The sequence below is a fragment of the Pseudomonas fuscovaginae SE-1 genome, assembly GCF_000364705.1.
GTDB classification, from domain to species: Bacteria; Pseudomonadota; Gammaproteobacteria; order Pseudomonadales; family Pseudomonadaceae; genus Aquipseudomonas; species Aquipseudomonas fuscovaginae_A.
Genome location: NZ_AQOH01000181.1, coordinates 1 through 24,405 on the forward strand (window position 1 = coordinate 1; position 24,405 = coordinate 24,405).

The 24,405-nt window shown below is 60.4% G+C and carries 23 protein-coding genes; 17 read left to right on the plus strand and 6 right to left on the minus strand.

What is annotated here, in order from left to right; translation table 11 throughout:
* Nucleotides 1–218 precede the first annotated feature (218 nt).
* The 10 genes from K675_RS0116620 to K675_RS0116660 all read left to right on the plus strand — a co-directional run bounded on the left by K675_RS0116620 (nt 219) and on the right by K675_RS0116660 (nt 9,253).
* Nucleotides 219–1,130 (plus strand): LysR substrate-binding domain-containing protein, encoded by a 912-nt coding sequence (locus K675_RS0116620; RefSeq protein ID WP_017904625.1) that lies wholly within the window; start codon nt 219–221, stop codon nt 1,128–1,130.
* A 558-nt stretch (nt 1,131–1,688) separates the two neighbouring features.
* Nucleotides 1,689–2,066 carry a c-type cytochrome gene (locus tag K675_RS32370; protein WP_080635361.1) on the plus strand — a complete coding sequence of 126 codons (378 nt, stop codon included), beginning with the start codon at nt 1,689–1,691 and terminating at the stop codon, nt 2,064–2,066.
* A gap of 156 nt (nt 2,067–2,222) precedes the next feature.
* On the plus strand, nt 2,223–3,401 hold the full coding sequence (locus K675_RS0116625; protein ID WP_017904626.1) for a 4-hydroxybenzoate 3-monooxygenase: 1,179 nt from the start codon (nt 2,223–2,225) through the stop codon (nt 3,399–3,401).
* Nucleotides 3,402–3,447: 46 nt separating this feature from the next.
* The gene (locus tag K675_RS0116630; protein ID WP_017904627.1) at nt 3,448–4,161 is read left to right on the plus strand and encodes a glutamine amidotransferase; all 714 of its coding nucleotides are present in this window, start codon (nt 3,448–3,450) and stop codon (nt 4,159–4,161) included.
* A gap of 91 nt (nt 4,162–4,252) precedes the next feature.
* Nucleotides 4,253–4,855, plus strand: coding sequence for a LysE family translocator (locus K675_RS0116635; protein WP_017904628.1), 603 nt, complete (start codon nt 4,253–4,255; stop codon nt 4,853–4,855).
* 46 nt (nt 4,856–4,901) lie between these two features.
* On the plus strand, nt 4,902–5,726 hold the full coding sequence (locus tag K675_RS0116640) for a glutamate racemase (protein WP_017904629.1): 825 nt from the start codon (nt 4,902–4,904) through the stop codon (nt 5,724–5,726).
* Between the two features lie 107 nt (nt 5,727–5,833).
* A complete protein-coding gene (locus K675_RS0116645; RefSeq protein ID WP_017904630.1) occupies nt 5,834–6,445 on the plus strand; it encodes a glutathione S-transferase family protein in 612 nt (203 codons plus the stop codon).
* A gap of 90 nt (nt 6,446–6,535) precedes the next feature.
* Nucleotides 6,536–8,059, plus strand: coding sequence for an anthranilate synthase component I (locus tag K675_RS30890; protein ID WP_017904631.1), 1,524 nt, complete (start codon nt 6,536–6,538; stop codon nt 8,057–8,059).
* Nucleotides 8,040–8,645: an anthranilate synthase component II gene (locus tag K675_RS0116655; protein WP_026145266.1), complete on the plus strand. Its 606-nt coding sequence runs from the start codon at nt 8,040–8,042 to the stop codon at nt 8,643–8,645. The genes K675_RS30890 and K675_RS0116655 overlap by 20 nt, the downstream gene beginning before the upstream one ends.
* Before the next feature lie 155 nt (nt 8,646–8,800).
* The gene (locus tag K675_RS0116660; protein ID WP_017904633.1) at nt 8,801–9,253 is read left to right on the plus strand and encodes an anti-virulence regulator CigR family protein; all 453 of its coding nucleotides are present in this window, start codon (nt 8,801–8,803) and stop codon (nt 9,251–9,253) included.
* Nucleotides 9,254–9,329: 76 nt separating this feature from the next.
* Here the strand turns inward: K675_RS0116660 and K675_RS0116665 are convergent, their stop codons facing one another.
* Nucleotides 9,330–9,557 carry a hypothetical protein gene (locus K675_RS0116665; protein ID WP_017904634.1) on the minus strand — a complete coding sequence of 76 codons (228 nt, stop codon included), beginning with the start codon at nt 9,555–9,557 and terminating at the stop codon, nt 9,330–9,332.
* A 333-nt stretch (nt 9,558–9,890) separates the two neighbouring features.
* Between K675_RS0116665 and K675_RS0116670 the strand changes: the two genes are divergently transcribed.
* A complete protein-coding gene (locus K675_RS0116670; RefSeq protein WP_020481062.1) occupies nt 9,891–10,535 on the plus strand; it encodes a LysE family translocator in 645 nt (214 codons plus the stop codon).
* Nucleotides 10,536–10,564: 29 nt separating this feature from the next.
* Here the strand turns inward: K675_RS0116670 and K675_RS0116675 are convergent, their stop codons facing one another.
* Entirely contained in the window at nt 10,565–11,377 is an 813-nt protein-coding gene (locus K675_RS0116675) for an AraC family transcriptional regulator (RefSeq protein ID WP_017904636.1), read from the minus strand.
* A gap of 205 nt (nt 11,378–11,582) precedes the next feature.
* Between K675_RS0116675 and K675_RS33910 the strand changes: the two genes are divergently transcribed.
* Complete coding sequence (locus K675_RS33910; RefSeq protein ID WP_269745393.1) at nt 11,583–11,708, plus strand: hypothetical protein; 126 nt, start codon at nt 11,583–11,585, stop codon at nt 11,706–11,708.
* Between the two features lie 172 nt (nt 11,709–11,880).
* Here K675_RS33910 and K675_RS0116685 read toward each other — a convergent pair whose 3' ends face one another.
* Nucleotides 11,881–13,446, minus strand: a complete 1,566-nt coding sequence (locus K675_RS0116685; RefSeq protein WP_026145267.1) for a methyl-accepting chemotaxis protein — start codon at nt 13,444–13,446, stop codon at nt 11,881–11,883.
* Nucleotides 13,447–13,705: 259 nt separating this feature from the next.
* Here K675_RS0116685 and K675_RS0116690 point away from each other — a divergent pair, with 259 nt between their 5' ends.
* A complete protein-coding gene (locus K675_RS0116690; protein WP_017904639.1) occupies nt 13,706–14,815 on the plus strand; it encodes a pyridoxal phosphate-dependent aminotransferase in 1,110 nt (369 codons plus the stop codon).
* 153 nt (nt 14,816–14,968) lie between these two features.
* Nucleotides 14,969–15,217: a DUF1652 domain-containing protein gene (locus tag K675_RS0116695; protein WP_026145268.1), complete on the plus strand. Its 249-nt coding sequence runs from the start codon at nt 14,969–14,971 to the stop codon at nt 15,215–15,217.
* 5 nt (nt 15,218–15,222) lie between these two features.
* Here K675_RS0116695 and K675_RS0116700 read toward each other — a convergent pair whose 3' ends face one another.
* Both K675_RS0116700 and K675_RS0116705 read right to left on the minus strand, forming a co-directional pair.
* Nucleotides 15,223–16,125: a bifunctional 5,10-methylenetetrahydrofolate dehydrogenase/5,10-methenyltetrahydrofolate cyclohydrolase gene (locus K675_RS0116700; RefSeq protein ID WP_017904641.1), complete on the minus strand. Its 903-nt coding sequence runs from the start codon at nt 16,123–16,125 to the stop codon at nt 15,223–15,225.
* A gap of 149 nt (nt 16,126–16,274) precedes the next feature.
* The gene (locus tag K675_RS0116705) at nt 16,275–17,318 is read right to left on the minus strand and encodes an LLM class flavin-dependent oxidoreductase (protein ID WP_017904642.1); all 1,044 of its coding nucleotides are present in this window, start codon (nt 17,316–17,318) and stop codon (nt 16,275–16,277) included.
* A 214-nt stretch (nt 17,319–17,532) separates the two neighbouring features.
* Here K675_RS0116705 and K675_RS0116710 point away from each other — a divergent pair, with 214 nt between their 5' ends.
* Nucleotides 17,533–19,479, plus strand: coding sequence for a methyl-accepting chemotaxis protein (locus K675_RS0116710; RefSeq protein WP_017904643.1), 1,947 nt, complete (start codon nt 17,533–17,535; stop codon nt 19,477–19,479).
* A 48-nt stretch (nt 19,480–19,527) separates the two neighbouring features.
* On the opposite strand, the gene K675_RS0116715 is transcribed toward K675_RS0116710, so the two are convergent.
* On the minus strand, nt 19,528–20,013 hold the full coding sequence (locus tag K675_RS0116715) for a flavin reductase family protein (protein ID WP_017904644.1): 486 nt from the start codon (nt 20,011–20,013) through the stop codon (nt 19,528–19,530).
* 323 nt (nt 20,014–20,336) lie between these two features.
* Here K675_RS0116715 and K675_RS0116720 point away from each other — a divergent pair, with 323 nt between their 5' ends.
* Complete coding sequence (locus K675_RS0116720; RefSeq protein WP_017904645.1) at nt 20,337–21,734, plus strand: purine-cytosine permease family protein; 1,398 nt, start codon at nt 20,337–20,339, stop codon at nt 21,732–21,734.
* 478 nt (nt 21,735–22,212) lie between these two features.
* Nucleotides 22,213–24,402, plus strand: a complete 2,190-nt coding sequence (locus tag K675_RS33050) for an AAA family ATPase (RefSeq protein WP_198291652.1) — start codon at nt 22,213–22,215, stop codon at nt 24,400–24,402.
* Nucleotides 24,403–24,405 lie beyond the last annotated feature (3 nt).

A 24,405-nucleotide genomic window follows, 5' to 3' on the forward strand; every position in this document is an offset into this window, starting at 1 on the left:
ATGGCCACCGTTGGCAGCCCCATGCCGGTAACGCCTTTGACCAGGCCGGCAGCCAGAAAGGTGCCGGCCAACAGAAGAATGTACAGCGTGTGATCGTGCATGAGCGGTCCGGTTCGAAGCGGGAACAGGGCTGAATTGAAGCCTCTGGCGCAACGCTGCACAATGCGGAAATATCAGCAAAGCCTTCGGACGAACCGAAGGCAGGATCGAGGTTGTCCATGCGTTTCGACCTGGCGGACCTGCAGTTGTTTCTGTGTGTGGCGGACGCCGGCAGCATTACCGCCGGCGCAGCCCGGGCGAATCTTGCCCTGGCCTCGGCCAGTGAACGATTGCGCAGTATCGAAAGCGCCGCCGGCGTGGCCTTGTTGAGCCGCCGCCCGCGCGGGGTGGTGACCACCGAGGCAGGCGAAGTGCTCGCGCATCACGCCCGCCTGATGCTTCGGCAGCAGGAGATGCTGAAGGGGGAACTGCAGGACTTTGCCATCGGCGTCCGAGGAACGCTTCACCTCTATGCCAACACCGCCGCGCTCACGGAGTTCCTGCCGAACCGTCTGGCGCCCTGGCTGGCCGAGCGTCCCAGGTTACGTCTCGAACTCAGGGAGCGCACCAGCGTCGACATCGTCACTGCGGTGGCCGCCGGGTTGGTCGAGGCCGGTGTCGTCTCGGATGCCGTTGACGCGGGGGACCTGCACTTGCAGGCCGTGGCGAAGGATCATCTGGTCCTGATCGTGGGAGCCGGGCAGCCTGTCCTGTCGGGCGACAGCGTGACGTTCCAGCAGGTATTGGATCTGCCTTTCGTCGGCCTGTCCCCTGGCAATGCTCTGCAGGATCACCTCAACGACCATGCGCAGGCGGCGTGTAGGCCTCTCCATCTCAGGGTTCGCATGAAGACCTTCGAAGGCTTGTGCGAAATGGTTGCCCATGGTGTAGGTGTCGCGATTGTGCCCCAGGATATCGCCAGACGTTACAAACGGCGGTATCCCCTTCGGATGCTTGCCTTGACCGATGATTGGGCCCGGCGACGGCTCTGCCTGTGCTATCGGGAATGGGGGCAATTGACGGCGCCGATGCGAAGCCTGCTTGCCCATCTGCGAGGGACGGGCACTGAATCCCGGGTTGATAGGGCCTGATGGGGTCATTGCTGTCCAGGAAGGCGTCTTGTCAATTTAATTTTTAGTGTTGACATATCTAGAAACAACTGTAAAAGTATGTTTCATGAGTAAGGATAGTGCTCATTGCAACCAATAAAATTATAAATGCTCAAGGGATTGGCATGTTTGATACTATGGCTGTAAATACGTCTCCTCCTTCACTTTCCTCTTCTCACCAAACACTTCGTGCGTTATCAGACCTGGCTGAATGCCGTGCTGATAATGGCTGACAGTTCTTCACTGACTGAATATAGATCGATATAGGAAATTCACCTGCGACATATCCTCGTGATCATGTGCGTAGTGGTGTGTCGTGCATTTTTTCTGGAAACATGAATATCTGTCTGCCAAAAAGTCCGCCTGTCGAGTGTTTTTGCAATCAATCGGTAATATTGTTTTTACATGATCGATCATATCTATCGAATATAGGGTTGGTGAGCCATTTCGCTTAAAGGCTTGTCGAGGGAGTTGCTAGTGAAGTGGGGCTCCGGGTTTTATTGCTGATTTGGATCTGACTGATAAAAAGGCTGTAGGGAAATGAAAATATCATTCATCGCTTTGCTCGGGATCTTGTCCCTGGCTCAAAGTTCGCCATCCCTTGCGGAAAATCTCAATGGGAAAAACCTGTATCTGCAGCGATGTGCCGTATGCCACGGGCCGGATATCAAGGGCACAGGGCCACTGGCCAATAAAAGCAATCCACCTACACCTGACCTGACAACCCCTGCCTTCCGGAAACGACTGAATGAGTACCCAGGCGTTATCGTCTCCTCGGTAATCCTTCGCCCAAGTGGGGACTTGATTCCAAAAACCTTGCAGGAGAATCGCGTGCGCATACCTCCACACGCCTGGAGCATCAAGGACCTGCGCGACCTGAATCAATACATGAGTGGTTTGATTTCGAAAAGACGATGATCTTCGACCCGGGAAGCGGGTAGAACAACCAGCGGCCGTTTCACGGCCGGCTGCACAAAATATCTGGCGAAGGCTGATGAGGTACTGAACATGACCACGTGACCAGTAGCTATCGCCAAATTCTCTTCAAACCTTATAACTCAGAGGGACAAACCCATGCGGACAAAGGTTGCAATCATTGGAGCAGGTCCGGCCGGATTGATGCTGGGGCAGCTTCTTTCTCTTATGAATATAAGCAATGTGATTGTTGAGAGTCGCTCGAGAAACTATGTTGAAGGCCGTAGCCGCGCCGGACAGATCACCCCCGCCACGGTACGGGTTCTGACCGAGAGTGGTGTCGGGGCGAGGCTTCATGCCGAGGGCATGATACATTCCGCGCTGCAGTTCCATTACGAGGGGGCGACGCGTGAACTGGATTTCCAGGCGCTCACCGGGCACACGGTAACCATTTATGGTCAACAGGAAATCATCAAGGACCTGATTGCGGCACGCTTGAAAACGGACTACCCCCTGCTGTTTGATGCTGCGGATGTCCAGGTTCACGATACCGATGGAAATGCGCCCTCGGTTTCTTTTCGGCAGGGCGGTACACAACAGACATTGGAGTGTGACTTCGTCGTGGGTTGCGACGGTTTTCATGGTATTTGCCGTCCACATATCGCTGATGGGCTGACCTGTCATTCGCACACCTATCCTTTTGTCTGGCTGGCGGTTCTTGCCGAGATGTCACCCATTTCACGGGATGTGATCTTTTCCAGCCATGAAACGGGCCTCGCCTTGTTCACCATGCGTACGCCAAATATTTCAAGGATCTATCTGCAGTGCTCCCCGGCCGAAGACGTCGACCAGTGGCCTGCTGAGCGGATCTGGGATGTCCTGCGGTCACGCATCGAAGGGAGGCCCGAGAAGGTCAATGGCGGGGAGATAATCGAAAGGAACATTGTGCAGCTCAGGAGTTTTGTTGCCGAAAAAATGCAAAAGGGCAGGTTGTTCCTGGCGGGAGATGCTGCTCACATCGTGCCACCTTCCGCTGCCAAGGGCCTTAACCTCGCTGTCTCCGATGCCAATATCCTTGCTCGCGCTTTCGAGCAGTTTTACGCCAGGGACAAGGATGACCTGCTGCTGTCCTACTCCGATATCGCCTTGAAGGAGGTGTGGCGGGATGTGCAGTTTTCCCATTGGATGGCCATGTTGCTCCATCGTTTCGATGACAACTCCGATTTCCACAGGCGACTTCAGACAGCTGAACTTGATCGTATTCTGGGATCTGGCGCGGCTGCGCGGAACTTTGCGGAACTATGGGTGGGTAGTCCTCCATTCGCCGCTGCGATTTGAGTCAAGCCAAGATTGAGTTGATCGACCGGGAATATGGAGTTGTGCAATGGATCAAATAGGGAAGATCCTGATTATCCTGCATCAGGAGCAATCTACGCCTGGCCGGGTGGGCTGCCTGCTGCGTCAACTGGGTTTCGAGCTCGATATCCGCAGGCCGCGATTTGGTGATCCTCTTCCGCAGAGTATGCGGGAACATGAAGGCGTGGTCATTTTCGGCGGTCCGATGAGCGCCAACGACAGCGACGAATATATCCGCGAAGAAATCAACTGGTTGGCCAAGCCGCTTGAGGAAGGAAAACCGCTGCTGGGTCTTTGTCTCGGCGCGCAGATGCTGACTCGGCATTTGGGGGCACGTGTCTACCGACTCGAGGATGGAGTAACGGAGGCCGGCTACTATCCGATAACACCCCTTGCCGCCGCCCACGAGATAACTGCGAGCGCCTGTGCACCGTTTCCCGACTATGTCTATCAATGGCACAGCGAAGGCTTCGACTTGCCGAAGGGGGCCGCGCTGCTCGCCGAAGGTTCGACCTTTCCCGTTCAGGCCTACCGGTATGCCGGTAACGCCTACGCTCTGCAATTTCACCCCGAAGTGACCTACGAAACGATTGATCGTTGGGCAATGCGTGGTACCGAACGACTCAAGGCGCCCGGTACGAGGCCCGCATCCGAACATCTTGCGGGCTGGCATCGATACGACTCGGCAGTGGCGACCTGGATCAAGGCGTTTCTTCCCAAATGGGTTGGATCGCTTAACTAAATCATCGAGTGGCCAGGTTTCGAACCCGACGCATCATTTCAGTTGGCTGGCGGCTTTTCGCCGTTCGGAACCTATGCGGGGATAGTGCGGCATGGACTTGCAACTTTGGTTATTGTTTTGCGTCGTATTTCTTTCAGCGGCGATCCTGCCGGGGCCGAATGTTGCCTTCTCCATGGCACAGGCACTGGATCACGGTTTCAAGGAATCGTTCCCCGGTGCTATCGGTTTCGGATTGGCGAGTGGGGGACATGCCGTTATTGTCCTCTCGGGGCTTGGCATAATCGTAAGCAATAATCCTGACATTTTATTCTGGTTGAAATGGATTGGAGTGGCATATCTGCTCTACCTGGCGTTGAAGTCGTTGCGCTCGCACTCCCAGGTAATGGTGGCCACATCAAGCAAACGGACGCCTCTGCAAATGTTTACCGGCGCCGTGATTGTCTCTTTCACGAATCCCAAGGGGATATTGACAAATATAATATTGTTTCCGACTTTTATAGATAAGGCTTTGCCATATCTCCCGCAATGCATGGTATTGGTTGCGACGGCGATAGTCATCTCCACATCGATCTATTCCATGTACATGCTGATGGCTCGGCATGCGGCGAAGATCTTTCGAACAAAGCGGCAAATGAGCGTGGTGACGGGATTTTTATATATTGGTGTTGCTGTCGCAATCGCAGCAACGATCTAGATTGCGGTGAGGGCTTGCTGCTGCGGACATTTAAGTGAGGTTCGACTTGATCGGCGTATTTGATTTCGGTAGTGGTGGGTTGACGGTGATGCGTGCCTTTGAGTCCGTCTTGCCGGATGAAGAGTTTGTCTATCTGGGGGATCATGGAAATGCGCCCTATGGAAATGATTCATCCGGTGATATCCATGACCTGACACAGGCCGCCGTGACTCGACTCTTCAGGCATGGCTGTTCACTGGTAGTCATCGCCTGCAATACAGCGGTGGCAACCAGTCTTCGGCCATTGCAGCAAGCGTGGCTTCCAAGTGCGTATCCTGGTCGCAAGGTGATCGGGGTGGTCGTCCCTGTTGCCGAGGAAGTCACTGGGGCTTGCCGGAGTGAGCGGCCTGCCAGCCCTGTGCGGCGAGTCGCCGTTTTTGCCACTCAGCACACCATCCAGTCAAATGTCTTTGTCATGGAAATCCTCAAGGGCAACCCTGCTGTAGAAGTGTACCAGCAGGCCTGCCATGGACTTGCCTTGCTTATCGAGCAGGACGCCCCCGAGGATATTTTACGGGCTGAGATCCGCAAGAACGTCAGGGCGCTCCTGGATACCATCCCGGAAGTTCCAGATGCCTGCATATTGGGATGTACGCATTATCCGATAGTTGAGCATATCTGGCGAACGGAACTGCCGGAATCGTTACGCATAATCTCGCAGGCCAATGCCTGCGCGCGGAGTCTGGTTGGTTTTCTCAAGGAAAATCCTCGGTTCTCCAATGTCAGGACGGGCCGCAACAGGTTCCTTACCACAGGAGATGTTGAGACGGTTTCAGCGCGAGCCTCTCTGTTCTACGGGGCCAGGGTCGAGTTTTCGAGAATTGATACATAGTTTCTGGTGGTAATCCTGTTTGTGAAGTTTTCGCTCTTTGTTCGCCTATGACGAATGGCGGGTGAGATGCTGGATGAAATGGACGAATGAAACTTTAGGAGAAAGTTATGAAACTTGTTGGCATGATGGGATCGCCTTATGTTCGGCGCGTGGCAATCTCGTTGCGACTGATGGGGCTGCAGCATGAGCATCGGCAGATTTCGGTGTTTCGCGATACTGATGAGTTTCGCTCCATCAATCCGGTGGTCAAGGCACCTACGCTGATTTGCGATGATGGTGAAATGATCATGGACTCATCGATGATCCTGGATCATCTGGAGTCGCTGGTCGGAGCAGAGCGCAGTTTGATGCCGAAAGACCCGAAACAGCATAAAAGGGTACTTTCGCTCATTGGGCTTGGGCTTGCTGTTTGCGAAAAGGCTGTCCAGCTCGAATACGAGCATAACAAGCCTGCCGAATATCACTATGAGCCCTGGATGACGCGTGTCACCGAGCAATTGCATGCCGCCCTGGCACTTCTGGAACAAGCCGCAGCCCGTGCCAATCCCTGGCTGGCGACTGCGCAATTGTCCCAGGCCGATGTAACGGTGGCGGCAGCCTGGCGTTTCACGCAGTTCAGGGTATCGAACCTGGTGGATGTCAAAAGCTATACGGCGTTGGCGGGCTATTCCGAGCGCATCGAACAACTGCCGGAGTTCGTCGATACACCATTGAAGTGAGCCCTGTGCCTGTCCCTCCCGTACCGAGGGGCAGGTTCCAGTTGCATGACTGGCTGAGCTGTTGCCACATGATTCGCAGGAGACACAAGGATGTTGAGTCTGGATGATTTTTTTGCCTACGGCGAAGCGGGGTATACCCATGTTCCGCTGTGGCAGAGCCTGCCGTTGCCACCGGGGGTCGAGGCACTCTCGCTGTACCAGGGGTTGGCCAACCGCGGACAAGACTATCTGTTCGAAACGGGGCACTGGCACGAGGGCGTGTTCGAACAGGCGTATTCGGTGATCGGTCTGCCTTGCCGTCAACGGGTCGAACTCGATGAAGGTGTCCTGCGCCTGTACTGCGACGGCCAGATGTCCGCCAGGATCGACTGTGACGACCCGCTGGCGGAGCTGGCCAGGTTGCAAAGGGACTTCCATATACCGCAGTGTCCCGGCCTGCCTTCGTTCAGTGGTGGGCTCTTCGGTTACTTCGGTTTCGAAACGACTCGGCTGATCGAGCCTCGTCTACGTCGGGTACCGCGCAAACCTTCCGGTTTTCAGCTGCCTGATGTACTGCAATTGATCAGTACCGACCTGGTCGTGCTGGACCACCGTCAACGTCTGGCCTACTGCATCGTGCATGAAAGCCCGAAGACCCTGGGCGATTACCAGCACGCCCAGGAGCGACTCAACCGGCTGCTCGCGCATCTGCGTCCATTGCTCGTACCGCCCGCGCCACGCATGCAGGTGGTTGAAGCCACTGTCCCCACGGCCGAGTCGGCGTTCCCGCAGCCGGCCTTCGTCGAGGCAGTGACACGTATCAAGGACTATATCGCCGCGGGCGACGTGATGCAGGTCGTCCTGTCCCAACGCATGAGTCTTCCCTTCGAGGAGGATGCCGTTGCGTTGTACCGCTCCCTGGCCGATCTGGGTCATACCCCCTATCGCTATTTGCTGAACCTGGGTGACTGCCAGGTGGTCGGCGCATCTCCGGAAATGCTGTTTCGGCAGGAAGAGCAGAGGGTGACGACCCGGCCGATGGCGGGTACGCGTCGTCGGGGCGGTGCGGTGGACGAAGACAATCGGCTCAAGGAGGAACTGCTCGCCGATCCGAAGGAAATCGCCGAGCATATGATGCTGGTCGATCTGTCGCGCAATGACCTGGGCCGGTTGGCCAATGTTGGCAGCGTGCAAGTGCCCCAGTTGTTGAAGGTGGAATATTTTTCCCATGTCATGCACATCGTCTCGACGGTGACCGGCCAGGTAGCCGAGCACGTCGGTGGCCTGGAACTGCTCAAGAGCATGTTTCCCGCAGGCACGCTCAGCGGAGCCTCGAAGGTGCGTGCGCTTGAGATCATTGCCGAGCTGGAGCCCCATTCCCGCGGAGTTTATGGCGGTGCCATCGGCTATCTGGATTGGCGCGGGCGCGCGGACCTGGCTATCGCCATTCGAACCGGGCTGCTGCAGGGCGCTCGTCTCTACGTCCAGGCTGGCGCCGGGGTGGTGCAGGACTCGGTGGCAGAGCGCGAGTGGCAGGAAACGCTGGAGAAAAGCCAGTTGGTTCGGGTGGCAGCCGGCCGGTGCAAGTCGCTCGCCCAACGCCAGGAGGTGGCATATGCATCTAATGATCGATAACTACGATTCGTTCACCTACAACATCGTGCAGTACCTGGGAATGCTGGGGGCCGATATTGATGTGCGTCGTAATGACGAAGTCACCCTGGCCGAAATAGACCAGTTGGCGCCAGAGTCCCTGATCATCTCGCCTGGGCCTTGCTCTCCGGCCGAAGCGGGTATTTCCCTGGCAGCGATCAGGCACTTTGCGGGACGCTTGCCCATCCTCGGCATCTGCCTGGGTCATCAGTGCATCACGGCGGCTTTCGGAGGGGAGGTGCGTAGGGCCCGCGAGGTGCTGCATGGAAAGGTTTCACGCATCAGTCATGACCGACGTGACCTGTTCGAGGGACTGCCTGAAGGATTGCAGGTGGCCCGTTATCACTCGTTGGTGGCTGGCGTCCTGCCCAGTCAGTTGGTCGCCACGGCGCATGCCCTGGATGAAGACGGCATGCCGGGAGAGATCATGGCCTTGCGACACCGAGCGTTGCCGATCTATGGCATGCAGTTTCATCCGGAGTCACTGATGACGCAGCAAGGCCTGGAAATGTTGGCCAATTACCTTCAATTGGTCGAGCGGGGCCGCTTCGCCAGGGTCGCTGTCTGAGAAGGTGCCGGGCCCGTATCCGGCGAGGAGCCTAGGCGACGAACGACAAGGAAGTTCAAGGCCGCGATGATGAGGGACAGCAGGACACGCTGACGCAGGCGCATGGGGCGGCTACATTGATAGTCGTGAGATATTTCGTTCTCGGGAGGACGACCATGCGCAACATTCGCTTGCTGACAACCTTGACTGCAGCCTTGGTGCTGGCTGCCGGCTCTGCCTCCGCCTGGGCGGATCCGGGCAATGGCCAGGGCAATGGCAAGAAGTTTTCTCAGGGCTTCGATGATCAGGACGGTCATGGAAAAGGCAGGAAGTCCGTCCATGGTGAGCGGGCGCATGGTCCCAGCATCGACCGCAATGGGGTGCTCGGCGTGCTGGGCGGCTACCGTGACTACTGGAGCCCGGGCCCTGCATTGCCGCCGGGGATCCGCAAGAACCTGGCCCGGGGCAAGCCACTGCCGCCGGGTATCGCCAAAAAACTCGACGGTCGACTGCTGGGGCAACTGCCGCGTTATGACGGCTATGAATGGCGGCAGGCGGGGGCTGACCTGATCCTGGTGTCGATTGCCAGCGGGATCATCTACGAAGTGCTCAGCGGCGCGTTCGATTGAGCCGCCTCGTCGGCCATTTGCCCAGGCTTGTCCAATGCCGCCGCGGAAAAACGCGGACCCATCCCCCGGTTTTCAGTCAACTGCGAAACCGGGGCAATGGGCGATCGATGCTCAGTGAGGTGAGCGTCTGGCGCACCTGGGCATCCTCGGCTTCCAGCGCCTTGAGGCTCGCACGGATCTTGCCGGCCGCGGGCATGTCGCCCTGGCGGTCGATCCAGTCGGCTATCTCCTTGCAGGCACTGCTCAGGCAGGCCTGGCGCTGGTTCATCAGCGACAGCAGGTTGGTCAGCTCTCGTTCGGACATGACGGGATCCTCCGTTCGACCTCATCAGTGTAGCAGGGCCCTGTCGGAACATGGCGCAACCGGCTTCGGCATTTGGACTGCCATTCAGGGACCGATCAGGGGGATGTCCGCGCCGGGACTGGCGTGAACCCTTGGAGCCGACAGAGAGGAATAGGCAATACCGAGCGATCAATATCACCCGCGGCCTCTGTGTCCTCGCATTGCGCCGTGCCCGTGACAGTCCGGTCCGGTTTGGCGCGTGCCGATACCGGGCGAACAGCAATTTTTTCCAATATTCCTGCTGCCACGTTATGGCTCAATCGGCGTCCTGTTTGTGCTCGAGTGGGTTTTTCCGTGCAGTTCACCAGTGGTTTTCTTCTCAGCCTTTCGCTTTGTCTCGACATCGGCCTGGCCAACATCGCCATGATCACCCTGGCGATGCAGCGAGGCTTTCTGCAGGGCTTCTGGCTGGGCCTGGGCACCTGCGTTGGCGACCTGATCTACGCGATTCTGGCCCTGGTCGGCATGACCGTCCTGCTCCAGTTCACCTGGGTGAAGTGGAGCTTGTGGATCGGCGGGTCGGTGCTGCTGATCTACTTCGCGGTGCGCATGATCATCAATGCCTGGCAGAGTCACGCCAGCGTGCGGAAGACCGGGCCGGTGGTGGAGCGTTCGGCGATCAGGGCGTTTCTGCGAGGCATTTTCATGGCTGTCTCATCGCCCAGCGCCATTCTCTGGTTCGCGGCGGTGGGCGGCACGCTCATCTCTCGCTCGGGGGCCGGCGGCCTGGCCAACGCGTCGCTGTTTCTCGCCGGCTTCTTCGTGGCGGGTGTGTGCTGGAGCGCAGGCTTGTGCACGGCCGCCAGCCACGGTGGCAAGCTGTTGGGCGATCGGATGCTGAGGTACAGCTACATCGCCTCGGCATTGATCTTCGCCTGGTTCGCGGTCTACGTGATCGGCACCGGGTACCAGGAGTTCATCCTCGGGCAGCCTGCCTAGGCCTGTGTGCGAGTCGACCGTACAGGCCGCTAACGCAGCGGGCCCTCGCGCCGTGGGTGCGGGCTGTCCCTGAAGGCGTCCGAGTACACCTGGGGAGAGACACCCATCACCTTGCGAAAGGCGTTGATAAAGTGGCTCTGGTCATAGAAACCCAGTTCGGTCGCCACGTCCAGAACGCTGGCCCGATTCCGTAGCCGTCGGCGCGACTCGATCAGCCGCAGTTGCATCTGGTACTGCAAGGGCGCCAGCCCGACCTGTTTCTTGAAGCAGCGAACCAGGTGGTACTTGCTCAGGCCCACGGTCGCGGCCAGCTCATCCAGGTCGGCCTTGCGGGTGAGGCAGTCGCGCAGGTACTCGACGGCCAGCGAAACGGCGGCGTGTTGCTCGCCCACGCGCGTATTGCGGGGTTCCAGCCATTGGCAGAGCAGATACAGGAAGGCTTCCTCCCGCCGGTTGCGATGAGCGGCCGGTGTCCGGGCGAAGTCGAGCAGGGCCTGGTGCAGGCCCGGATGACTGAAAACGCCTTGCTCGAAGGTGTTGTTCGCCAGGTTGTTGTCCCTGACCACGCGGGAAATGCCTGCGGGATCCAGGTGCAGGCTCACATACTCGACCCCGCTCGGGCAAAACGCCGAGGCCTGCATGGCCAGCGGGTTGTACAGGGTGATCTCGCCGGGCCTGGCGGTCAGCGTCCGGCCGTCGAGCCAGATGTGTTCGGTGCCCTTGAGATTGGTGCCCAGCACATACTCGTCATGGGTATGGCGGGGGAAACTCGCGGCGTCGGCACGCACCCACGAGGCTTCGATCAGCGTGCCAGCTTGCCAGTCGTCGATGACAAGGGGCATGGGTCACGTCCTCCCGGCCAGCGCATCAGGCTGTTGCGGGGCAATCGGCTGGGGATCGGGCGGGAAAGTCATGCTGTCATTGTGCCAGAACGCAGTCCTGGCGGCGATAAACGCCGGGGTGAATCGTCAGGCAGTCGAGGCCTTTGGCTCGCAGACGGGTACACTGGCCAGATGGCTTGCACGATTTCCTGGACAGGAACAGGTGATGATCGAGTTTGAGGCGCAACGCTTGCGTGATGCATGCCATGTCTTCACTTCGCGCAGAGAGAAGCTCGACTCCAGGCGCTTGAGGCGCTTCCAGCAGGGCAAGGGCGAGTGGGAAACTCGCTGAACGGAATCTGCTGGCTCCCGAGCACCCCCCGGTTGTGCCAGCTCGGCGGCCCGCTGTTCCAGGCGGCCGAGCAGCACTTCATTCCGGGACCGAACACCTAACACAGCGCCGGGCGGTATCGCTTCAGCCCTGGGCGTGAATGTCGGCGCTGATCAACCGTTGGACGACCCGGCTACCGGTTGAACCGCTCGACCAGGGAGTATTGCGTGGAAGCGGTCCTGGTCAGGTCCTTGCTCAGTTCCGTCGAGAGAATGGCCTGCTCCGAGGATTGGTCGGCCAGTTGGGCTATCGTGCTGATATTGCGGCTGATTTCGTCAGCGACCGCGGTCTGTTCTTCCGTGGCGGTGGCAATCTGCGAGGTCATGTCGGTGATGTGGGCGACGGCTTCGCTGATCCCCACCAGGGCCTTGTCCGCCTCGAGCACCCAGGCCACGCCTTCCTCGGCCTGGCGATTGCCGTTTTCCATGGTCTGCACGGCATTGTTGGAGGAGGTCTGCAGCTTGGTGATCAGTTCATGGATCTGGTTGGTGGATTGCGAGGTGCGCTGGGCCAGTTGCCGAACTTCGTCGGCCACCACGGCGAAACCACGTCCCATGTCGCCGGCGCGGGCCGCTTCGATGGCGGCGTTGAGGGCCAGCAGGTTGGTCTGGTCGGCGATGCCCTTGATCACGTCGACCACGGTGCCGATCTCGTTGCTGTCCTTGGCCAGTTGCGCCACGGTCATGCCGGTTTCGCCCACCACCGCCGAGAGGCGCTCGATGGCCTGGCGCGTGTCCCGGGCCACATCGCGACCGTGGCTGGTGAGCTGGTTGGCCTGCTGGGTGGCATCGGCGGTGCGCTGGACATGACTGGCCACTTCCTGAGTGGTCGCGGCCATCTGGTTGACCGCGGCGGACACCTGCTCGGTTTCCAGGCGCTGGCGCTCGAGGCCCCTGGAGCTGTCGGTGGCCAGCAGGTCGGACTGCCCGGCCAGCTCGCTGACCTGTTCGGCGGTGTCCTGCAGGCGGGTGAGGCAGGTCTTCAGGCGCGAGTCCTGGCTGACCAGGGCGGTCTCCAGGCGGGCCTGGTGGCCTCGTGCATCGCTGTACATTTTTGCCAGCAACGCGTCACTGGTGGAAGGCTCGACCAACTGCAGCAGACGCAGCAGCCCCTGTTGTTGCCAGCGCGAGGACAGCAACGCGATCGGCACGGACAGGCCCACGGTCACGGCGATCGCCAGTGGCGCGCTGAGAAACAGGCCGCTCACGGTGGCTGCCAGGCCCAGTACCAGGTAAGGCAGGTAGTCGAGCAGCATCGGCAGCCAGGTGTCTTCGCGCGGTACGGCCGTCTTGCCCTGGCTGAGGCGCCGGTACAACGACTCGGCGCGACGGACCTGATCGGTCGTCGGCTTGACCCTGACCGATTCGTAGCCCACCACTTGGCTGCCCTCGAAGATCGGTGTCACGTAGGCGTTGACCCAGTAGTGGTCGCCGTTCCTGGAGCGGTTCTTGACGATGCCCATCCATGGGCGCCCCTGCTTGAGGGCACCCCACATATGGGCAAATACGGCAGGAGGGACATCGGGGTGGCGGACGATATTCTGTGGCGCGCCGATCAGGTCGGCTCGATCGAAGCCGCTGATTTCCACGAAAGCGTCATTGCAGTAGGTGATCACGCCTCGAGCGTCTGTCGTCGAGATAAGCTTCTGTTGCGGGGCAAGCGACACTTCACGCTGTGTAACAGGCTGGTTGTTTCTCATTCCGACTGCTCCTGTCTTTCATACAAAGCTATCTGCTGACTCCATTAAAAGAATCAGGGTGATTCGGATAAAGACTCTAGCCCAATCGTGCTGGCGTGCCGAGGAGGCCGAAAGGATGATTTGAATATGCCACTATTTGTAGGTTTTTTGATACTGGATCACCGATAAATCGTACTTTTCCCATTTCGTCCCCCTTGATAGCGAACTTTTACAAGTGGCCTGGAAGTCATCCAGCCTGGAGATCAAGGAGATCGGGTAAATGGTGGACGTAACGCGTCGTTCGGTGGTGGGGTTGATGGCGGCGTTGCCGTTGTTGAGTGGCTCGGGACGGGTGTTTTCGGCGACTTTGCCCGCCGCTTCGAAGGTTTCGTCCAGCGAGGTCTATCTCAATTTCAATGAGAGTTCCTGGGGCCCTTCGGCGGCGGCGCGGCGGGCCATGGAGGAGGGGATCGCCCTGTCCGGACGCTATCCCTACAAGTTCCAGTACCAACTGGTGAATCTGCTGGCACGGCAACTGTCGGTGCCCGAGGAGCATATCGAGATCTACGCCGGCTCCAAGGTCGCCCTGCAGCAGGCGGTGCTCGCCCATACCGGTGGCAGCCGCAGCCTGGTGGTGGCGACGCCCACCTATGAGGCCGCGGCGCTGGCGGCCAGGGCGCACGGCGCGACCGTGCATGAGATCGATCTCGATGCCGGGCATGCCCATGACATCGGGGCGATGCTCGCGGCGGACGTCAGCCTGGGGGCGATCTATATCTGCAACCCGAACAACCCGACCGGCACGCTGACGCCGATGGCGCGGATCGAACGGGCCTTGAAGGACAAACCTGACGGTGCACTGGTGGTGGTCGATGAGGCTTACATCCATTATTGCGATGCACCCAGTTGCGTACCGCTGGTCAAAGACCATCCCGATTTGCTGGTGCTGCGTACCTTCTCAAAGATCTATGGCATGGCGGGCGCGCGCCTGGGGTATGCCGTCGGTCAGCCGGCACTGCTGGAAAAACTGAATGTGCTGGGTGAGCAGAATGTCGCCGCTGCCTCATCGTTGCTCGGTGGCATCGCCAGCCTGGAAGACCGGGCGCTGCTGCGCGAGCGCAAGCAGACCAACGCCCGTATCCGCGGGCAGAACATGGCCTGGTTCCGCGACCGCGGGTTCACCTGTACCGACGCCCAGGGCAATTTCTTCATGGTCGACCTGCGTCGCCCGGCCAGGGACGTGGCCCAGGCCTTGGCACAGCATGGGGTACGGGTGGCGCGAACCTGGGAGAACTGGCCGACCTGGATGCGCGTCACCGTTGGCAAGGACGAGGAGATGGCCCGCCTGCGCAAGGCTTTCGCCCTGGTGGCACTGCCGGCCAAGCGCTGATTCGGGCGGCGGGGGAGTGTGACGGTGTTCACACTTTCTGAAAGTAGTGGAGCCGGAAGCGTTCCAGACCGTTGCGTCGTGAGCACTTCGCAACGGTTGGTCTAGGCTGGATCGGCAAGAGCTGCCTCGAACTCGCCTTCAGGGATGACCGTCATGCTTCCAGAACGTGAACTGTGCCAGATCATTGAGTCCGGTTTTCTGCCGCTGTCCTGCATCTGTACCGCCAACGGCAACGGTGCGCTGATGATCAAGATCTTCGACCCGGTGTCCGGGCGCGTGGATCTGCAACTCAATGGCGTCGCCATCAACAGTTTCACCAGCGTCCGGTCGGTCGCCAATTTCATCGGCGAGCTGCGCACCGAGATGCAGGCCGGGCGCCGGGCATTCGCCGGCGCCATTTAGGCATATCAGCCCGCCACTGCGGCGAGGGGCCGGTGGGTGCCTTGCAGGTGAGTGGCGATCACGGTGTTTTTCAGCAGGTAGGCAATGGTCATCGGCCCGACGCCACCGGGCACCGGCGTGATCGCGCCGGCGATCGTGCGCGCGCTGGCGTAGTCGACATCACCGACCAGGCGTGGGCCTGCCTCGGTTTCAATGCGATTGATCCCTACATCGATCACCACCGCACCTGGCTTGAGCCAGCTGGCGTCGACCAGTTGCGCTCGCCCGACCGCGACCACCACGATATCGGCCAGGCGACACAGGGCCGGGGCGTCGACACTGCGCGAGTGGATCACGCTGACCGAGCAGTGGGCCTGCAGCAGCAGGGTCGCCATCGGCTTGCCGACGATGTTCGAACGACCGATGACTACCGCGTGCAAACCGCCGAGGTCGCCGCAGGTTTCCTGCAGCAGGCGCATGCAGCCGCTCGGCGTGCAGGGCGTCAGCACTTCGGCGCCCTGAACCAGCCCGCCGACGTTTTCCCGGTGAAAACCGTCCACGTCCTTGACCGGGTCGATGGCGTGGATCACCGCCTGTTCCTCGATATGCGCCGGCAGCGGCAACTGCACCAGAATGCCGTTGACGGCCGGGTCGGCGTTGAGTTCGGCAATCAGGTGCAGGACTTCGGCCTGGCTGGCGGTGGCCGGCAGGCGATGTTCCAGGGAGCGGATACCGGCCTCCTCGGCACGCAACAGCTTGTTGCGCACATAGACATGGCTGGCCGGATCGTCGCCGATCAGCAGGACCGCGAGGGACGGCACGACACCTTGCGCGGCCAGGGCTGCGACTTCCTCACGGACTTCTTCGAGTACCCGGGCGGCAATGGCCTTGCCGTCGATATCGCGGGCGAGGGGAAGGGTATTGCTCATGGAATGCGTCACCGTCGTCTGTAGCCAAAAGATCGCCAGCGCCCCGGGCCCGGGGCGCTGGCGGAGTGACGGCAATATAGCACCTGCGTGTCGGCCGGCGGTGTGACATAGCGCAGCAGGTTGGCGGCAGATGGGTGGCTACACCGGACTCAGCGGAACGCCGGCACCACGTGCTGGATGAACAGCTCCAGCGACTTTTTCTTCTCGGCGTGCGACAGGCTGTTGTCACACCAGAAGCTGAATTCGTCGACCCCCAGTTCCTGGTAGTAGCGCAGGCGGCAGATGATCTCTTCCGGCGTACCGATCATGGTGTTCTTGCGGATGTTCTCCAGTTCGAACTCCGGACGCTCGGCGAATTTCTCTTCCGGGCTCGGTGCCAGGAAGCCGTTCTGCGGCACCTCTTTGTTGCCGAACCAGGCGTCGAAGGTCCGGTAGAACCGGTTGATCGCCGTGGCACCGACCTTCCAGCCTTCCGGATCGTCCTTGGCGTGCACGTGGGTGTGACGCAGCACCATCAGTTGTGGACGCGGCACGCCAGGGTTGTTGTCCAGGGCGGTCTGGAACTTGTTCTTCAGGTCCAGGACTTCCTCGTCGCCCTTCATCAGCGGCGTGACCATGACGTTGCAGCCATTGGCCACGGCGAAATTGTGCGAGTCCGGATCGCGGGCGGCGATCCACATCGGCGGATTGGGCTTCTGTACCGGTTTGGGCACGCTGGTGGAGGTGGGGAACTTCCAGATCTCGCCATCGTGGGCGTAGTCGCCCTGCCACAGGGCGCGGACCACCGGAACCATTTCCCGCAGGGCCAGGCCGCCGGAGGAGGCCGGCATGCCCCCGGCCATGCGGTCGAATTCGACCTGGTAGGCACCGCGGGCCAGGCCGACTTCCATCCGGCCGTTGCTGATCACGTCGAGCAGGGCGCATTCGCCGGCAACCCGCAGCGGGTGCCAGAACGGCGCGATGATGGTCCCGGCGCCCAGATGGATGGTGGTGGTGCGCGCCGCGAGGTAGGCCAGCAGCGGCATCGGACTGGGCGAGATGGTGTATTCCATCGCGTGATGCTCGCCGATCCAGACAGTGCTGAAACCACCGGCTTCGGCCATCAGCGTCAGTTCGGTGAGGTCTTCGAACAGTTGGCGGTGGCTGATGCTTTCGTCCCAGCGTTCCATGTGTACGAACAGGGAAAATTTCATGACGCTTACCTCGGGTCTCTTGTAGTTGGCCGGTCGACTGCGGGCCTGTTGCCTGGATGGCGCGCGGGGCGCTGCCGAATATGTTCAAGCGGGTTCGAGTCGCTCAGCAGAACTGGTTCCTCGATAAGGTGTTGGTATACCATAATATGGAATATCCGCAAAACCTTTCTCTCCGACAAATCGCACTCACCTGACAAGGAAGGCGTGCAACCTGATGAACATAAAACAGAAACTGACCCTGGCATTCGCCACGATTGCCGCCTTGCCTGTCATCCTCGTGGCAGTCCTGATCATCCTCAACCTGCGCAACGAGGCCCGCGAGGCGTTCCTGGACAGCAGCGGCCGGGAAATCCGCCAGGTCGAGAACGCCATGCAGCTGTTTTTCGAGGGCATCACCCAGAACGTCGAGTTCCTCGCCGAGGCCCCTCAACTGAACACTGTGGATGGCCAGCTCAAGCGCTATCTGGATGCCGATGCACCGAAAGTCGCCATGGGCGAGCAGGACCAGCAGGTGTTCCGCCTGTTCGCGCAATTGGCCAAGAGTCATCCAGCCTACAGCTATCTGTCCCTCGGTACCCGTGAGGGCGGCTATGTATTCTGGCCGGGCGATCCCAACCTCGCCAGCTATGACCCACGCAGCCGTCCCTGGTACCAGGCAGCCATGGCACAACCGGGCAAGACCCTGCGCACCGGCGCCTACTACTGGGCAGCGGACAACGTGGTGCTGGTCAGCACCGTGCGCAGTTTCGCCAATCGCCTGGGCGAGCAGGGCGGGGTGGTCAACATCGACGTGTCGCTCAAGCAACTGACCGACCTGGTCAAGCAGATCCGCCTGGGCGACAGCGGCTACCTGATGCTCACCGAAGGCAGCGACAAGGTGCTGGTGGACCCGAAACAGCCCGAGCACAACTTCAAGAACCTCAGCCAACTGGGCGATGGTTACACCACCCTCGCCAAGGCCGGTCAGGGGCTGGTCGAAGTCGAACTGGCGGGCGAGCGCTACGTGGCCAACGTCCAGCCTTCCGAGGCCCTGGGCTGGCGCTTCGTTGGCCTGGTGCGCGAAAGCGAGGTGATGGCCGGCGTCACGCGCCTGACTTGGATCATCGCCGCCATCGCGGTGGTCTGCGCCGTGCTGTTCGCCTTTGCCGGCGCGTTTTTCGCCGGTCTCATCGTGCGCCCGATCCGTGGGGTGGCCAATGGCCTGGAGGGCATCGCCCAGGGTGACGGTGACCTGACCGCGCGCCTGGAGGTGCGTGGGCGCGATGAAACCGCACAACTGGCAGGCTGGTTCAACCAGTTCCTGGAAGCGATCCGCAGCCTGATCCAGCGAATCGGTGAGGCGGCCGTGCAGATTCACACGACCTCCGGCAGTACCACCGAAGTGTCCCGGGAAATGGCCGAGGTCGCCGCGCGTCAGCGCGAGGCGGTGGATATGGTTTCGACCGCCTTCCATGAGATGGTCGCCACCTCCAATGAGGTCGCGCGCTCCTGCAACCAGGCCGCCGACTCGGCGGACAGCGGCCAGCGCCAGGCCCACAGTGGGCAGAAGCAGATCGAGACGGCGGTGAACAAGGTCGACCGGCTGAGCCAGGAGATCAGCCTGTCGGCCGAGGCCATGCAACAACTGGCGCAGGACAGCAACGACATCCAGTCGATTCTCGGCACCATCCGCTCGATTGCCGAACAGACCAACCTGCTGGCGCTCAACGCGGCGATCGAGGCCGCCCGTGCCGGTGAGCAGGGCCGTGGCTTTGCCGTGGTCGCCGATGAAGTACGGGCGCTGGCCAAGCGCACGGCCGATTCCACCGGAGAAATCGATGAACTGCTGGGTACCCTGGCCCGTCGCACCCAGCAGATGGGCAGGCAGATGCACGCCAGCCTCGAGGTGTCCCAGGAAACCGTGGTGTCGATCAATGAGGCGAGGGCCAGTTTTGAGCTGATCCGCGAGTCGGTGGACGTGATCCGCGACATGAACACCCAGATCGCCACGGCGGCCGAAGAACAGCACCAGGTGGCCGAGGACATCAATCGGCATATCAGCCAGATTCACGGTGATGCGCAATTGGTGGCGGACCTGGCGGACTCCACCAGTCAGGATGCGCAGAACCTGACGCAGTTGTCGGAGACCTTGAATCAGTGGGTCCGGCGCTTCCGGACTTGAGGCGGGAAACGGGGCGGTGCCTGCTGGCACCGCCGCATTGACGTTCGCTCAGGCCACGGCGGGCAGGGCGCCCATCTTGCCGTGGCAGTACACCAGCGGGCCGTTCTCGCGTTGCGGCACGATCAGGTTCTTCACCGCGCCGACCATGATGGCGTGGTCGCCGCCCTCGTATTCACGCCACAGCTCGCACTCGATGATCGCCGTGGCGTTGCCCAGCAGCGGGTTGCCCAGCTCGCTCAGGGTCCACTCGATGCCTTGCGCCTTGTCCTTGCCTTTGCGGGCGAACGCATAGGCTTCCTTCTGCTGCGCCTCGGACAGCACATGGATAGCGAAGCGCTTGCTCCTGATCAGGTGCGGATACGAATCGGAGCTGTAGTTGGGGCAGAACAGGACCAGTGCCGGCTCCATCGACAGCGAACTGAAGGCACTGGCGGTCAGGCCGACGATCTGGCCGTCGTCGTCCAGGGTGGTGATCACGGTGACACCAGAAGGGAACGAGCCCATGACTTGCTTGTAGAGGGTTGCGTCGATCATTGGAGAAACCTCGGCCGCCGCCAGCGGCTTTTTTGTTGATTTATTGTCTGATGGTATACCGTAATTTTGTCTTTGCAAGGGCTTTTTCAGGAGGCCGACAAACGTTGAATTCTTGACGATTACCCAATGTTTACGGGGTTTTCAGTTGATTCTATTGGTTTTTTTCGACGTAGAATTACGGATCAGATGCCGTGAGGAAATACGGATCAGTCTTGTGAATTTTTTGGAATACCATAATATGGTGTTCATAGGGCGGCGCCGCAGAGTGCCCCCTGGTTTGGCTTCGTACAAAGATAAGAACAGACAAAACCGAGTTCATGACTATGTCCCAGCAAGATCCGTTGATCGAACAGCACACGGTCGACTATGTGCCGTTGGCCGAGCGCCATGGCAAGGCGCGTGACCTGTTTACCCTGTGGTTCAGTACCAATATCGCGCCCCTGCCGATCGTCACCGGGGCGATGGTGGTGCAGGTGTTCCACCTCGACCTGTTCTGGGGATTGATCGCGATCGCCCTCGGGCATCTGGTCGGTGGCCTGGTGATCGCCCTGGCATCGGCACAGGGGCCCAGGATGGGCATTCCGCAGATGGTCCAGAGTCGTGGCCAGTTCGGCCGTTACGGCGCGCTGCTGATCGTGTTCTTCGCGGCGATCATCTACATCGGCTTCTTCATTTCCAATATCGTGCTGGCGGGCAAGTCCATCACCGGGATCGTGCCGTCGATGCCGATGTCGGCCAGCCTGTTGATCGGTGCGCTGGGGGCGACGGCCATCGGCGTGATCGGCTATCGCTTCATCCATAGCCTGAACCGCCTGGGCACCTGGGTCATGGGCGGCGCCTTGCTCGCCGGGTTCATCTACATCTTCGCCCACGAGCTGCCGGCGGATTTCTTCAGCCGTGGTGCGTTCAACCTGTCCGGTTGGGTGGCCACGGTGTCGCTGGGCGTGATCTGGCAGATCAGCTTCTCGCCCTATGTGTCCGACTACTCGCGTTACCTGCCGATCGATATCGGTATCAGCCGGCCGTTCTGGGCGACCTACCTGGGCGCGTCACTGGGCACGATCCTGTCGTTCTCCTTCGGCGCGGTGGCGGCACTGGCGACGCCCGAAGGGACCGAGGCGATGCTGGCGGTCAAGCAGGCCACCGGCTGGCTGGGGCCGATCCTGATGGTGCTGTTCCTGCTCAACATCATCAGCCACAACGCCCTCAACCTGTATGGCGCGGTGCTGTCGATCGTCACCTCGATCCAGACCTTCGCCGGGCACTGGACGCCGAGCATCAAGGTGCGGGTGCTGCTGTCGGGGGGGATTCTGGCGGGCTGTTGCCTGGTGGCGCTGGGCGCCTCGGCGGACTTCATCTCGCATTTCATCGGGCTGATCCTGGCGCTGCTGCTGGTGCTGGTGCCGTGGGCTTCGATCAACCTGATCGACTTCTACATCATCAAGCGCGGGGAGTACGACATCGCTTCGATCTTCAGCGCTGACGGCGGGATCTACGGGCGCTTCAATCTGCATGCGATCGTGGCGTATTTCATCGGGATTCTGGTGCAGTTGCCGTTTGCCAATACGTCGCTGTATGTGGGGCCTTACGCCAATCTGGTGGAGGGGGCGGATCTGTCGTGGTTGGTGGGGTTGGTGATCACATGTCCGCTGTACTACTGCCTGGCGACGCGGACTCGCAAGGAGCGGGTGAAGGCGGGGAGGTTGAGGATTGCCGACTGACCTCTCTGGTTGACGGAAAAGGGGCGCCGGGGGTGGATATTCTGGGCGCCCTTTTTTGATTGTGTACATATCCGTTTGCGCGTTTAGCTGATATTACGGTTTCGCCCCTTACGGGCGAGTCCCTTTTGCCAAACGACGCAAAGGAACCAAAAGGTCTTGCCCCTCCATTGGCCCCTCGCTGCGCGAGGGGTTCCTTCGCTCTGGTCCTGTTTCGAGAGCACGCCGTGACGGGCCATCCTCAAAGTGTTCCACTCTCTGCAACCAGGTGAAGAGCCTGATAGGTACGCTGCTTCCGCGCTGCAGGAAGTAGAGACGAAAAACGCCTCTACTTTTCGTCCCGTGCCGATTACAGTCTGCGTTTTTCATGGATGCACCGCCCAGTCGCGGCTTCTCAGGGAAGCTTCTCATGCAGTTGTTCGATCGCCGTTCCGTGCCTGTTCCCGAATTTTTTCAAAGCCGGGCGATGCAGGCGTCCCGCATGCAATTGAAAGAGTTCTTCGCCGAGGACAAACGTGTCCGTGCCCAGACACGTCCCTCGTACCTTCGAGTCGAGCTGAGAGATGTCTCGCTGCTCCGCGGGCTGGACAGGCTGTTTCATGGCAAGTGCGCGTTTTGCGAGAGCTTGATGGGTATCACCCAGGAAACCTCTGTCTATCGCTTTCGTCCCGGCAGCAACGCCAGTCCCGCACAGAATGACGAGAATGACCACCTGTACTACGCCTGGCTGGTCAATGCGTGGGAGAACCTCTACCCGATCTGCCGTGGCTGCCTGCCCGAGCGCCGCAACCATTTTCCAGTCGAGGGGGCCAGGGCGCCGATTCCCCATGATTTGCAGTTTTCGGCCTATGCCGAGGATCCCGAAGGGCTGTGGCGCGATCATCCGCCCAGGGAGACGAGCCTGTTGCTCGATCCGTGCGGGGATTGGCTGCCTCACTTGCATTTCGAGATTCACCCGTCGACCGGGACCCTCGCGACATTCAGCGATGCCGGTCTGGAAACCATACGGCACTTCAATCTCAATCGGCCCGAACTCAAGCAACGACGGGCCCAAAAGCTCGGTGAGTACATGGACGCGCTGGAGTTCCTGGTGCAGTCCCCAGAGCGCAGACCAGCCGACATCGAGGCATTGTTCGATTTCTCCTCCATGGAATTCGGTGGGCTGTGCCATCTGCTCTGCCTGCAGTTGGAGCCATTGCTCAAAGGCTCGTTCGGCGATGGCCGTTCGCTGAATCCGCAGCGTTTTGCCTCGGTTTTCATCGGCCGTGGTCGGCAAGCGCGAGGGCTGGCGGTCACGCTTGCGCAGGCCCTGGATGCCGAACGCCACGCGCCTTTGACCGAACAGGAACCACCGCTACCACGCCTGCAATCCATCGAACTGGAAAACTTCAAGGGGATCGAGCGCCTGTGTCTGTCCCTGCCGGCACAGTCCACCGGTTTCCAGCAGCCCGCCCTGTTGATCCTCGGAGACAATGCCGCAGGCAAGAGCTCGATCCTGGAGGCGACCGCGCTGGCCCTGTGCTCTTCCACGGCGCGTGGCAGGTTGCGGCTTGACCCGCGCAAGCTGCCGCTCGATCCACGGTTGATGGGGGGGGCTCGGACGATGGCGTCCAAGCGTGCGCAGGTCGTTCTGACGTTCGACGATTCGACTCGTCGAACGCTGACCATCAGCGGCCGGAGCTACCAATCGCAGGGGCAGGATGAACGGCCTCCGGTGTTTGCCTATGGCGCCTTTCGCCAGTATCTGAACCGTACGCGCGACTTCGGCGAGGCCCGATGGATCGTCAACCTGTTCAAGTCCGATGTGCTGCTGCCCAACCCGGAGAAATGGCTGCTGGGACTCGAACAACATGACTTCGATCAGGTGGTCAGGGCATTGCGCGAGGTGTTGTCGATCGAATCGGTGTTCAAGGTCATCGAGCGTGACGAGGCGGGCCGATCCCGCCGCTGCCATATTGTTACCGCCACCGGCCGTACGCCGTTGAGTCATGCATCATCGGGCTATCGCTCCATGCTGGCGATGGTCTGCGACATCATTCGCGGTCTGATGGACCGGACGCTCAACCCATCTTTCGAGGATCTGGAAAGCGCCCGCGCCGTGGTACTGATCGATGAGGTGGAGGCCCATCTGCACCCGCGCTGGAAGATCCAGATCATGCGGGCCCTGCGGGCGGCCTTGCCGGAGGTCACCTTTATCGCCACCACTCACGACCCGCTGTGCCTGCGCGGCATGCAGGAGGGCGAGGTGGTCGTCATGCAGCGGGTGCCGAGCGGCAAGCGGACAGATACCCAACTACCGGTCATGGTCGAGCAGGTGGTCCGCCTGCCGAATGTCAGCCAACTGACCGTGGAGCAACTGCTGACCTCGGATTTCTTCAGCCTGACCTCCACCGACCAGCCGGACACCGAGCGAGAGCTGGCCCACTTCGCTGACCTGCTGAGCGCCCGCGAGAGAGGCGAGCCGCTGACGGCTGCACAACAGGAGGCTTGGCGCAGTCTCGAACGTGATATCGCCGATGCCTTGCCGGTGGGCTCCACCGAAGTCCAGCGGCTGGTGCAGGAGGCCGTCGTCGAGTACCTGAAGAACCGGCGGCGGACCTCGGCGGATAATCTCGCGCAGCTGCGCGTGGACGCCAAACAGCGCATCCTCGACATCCTGGAAGGACTCTGAAGC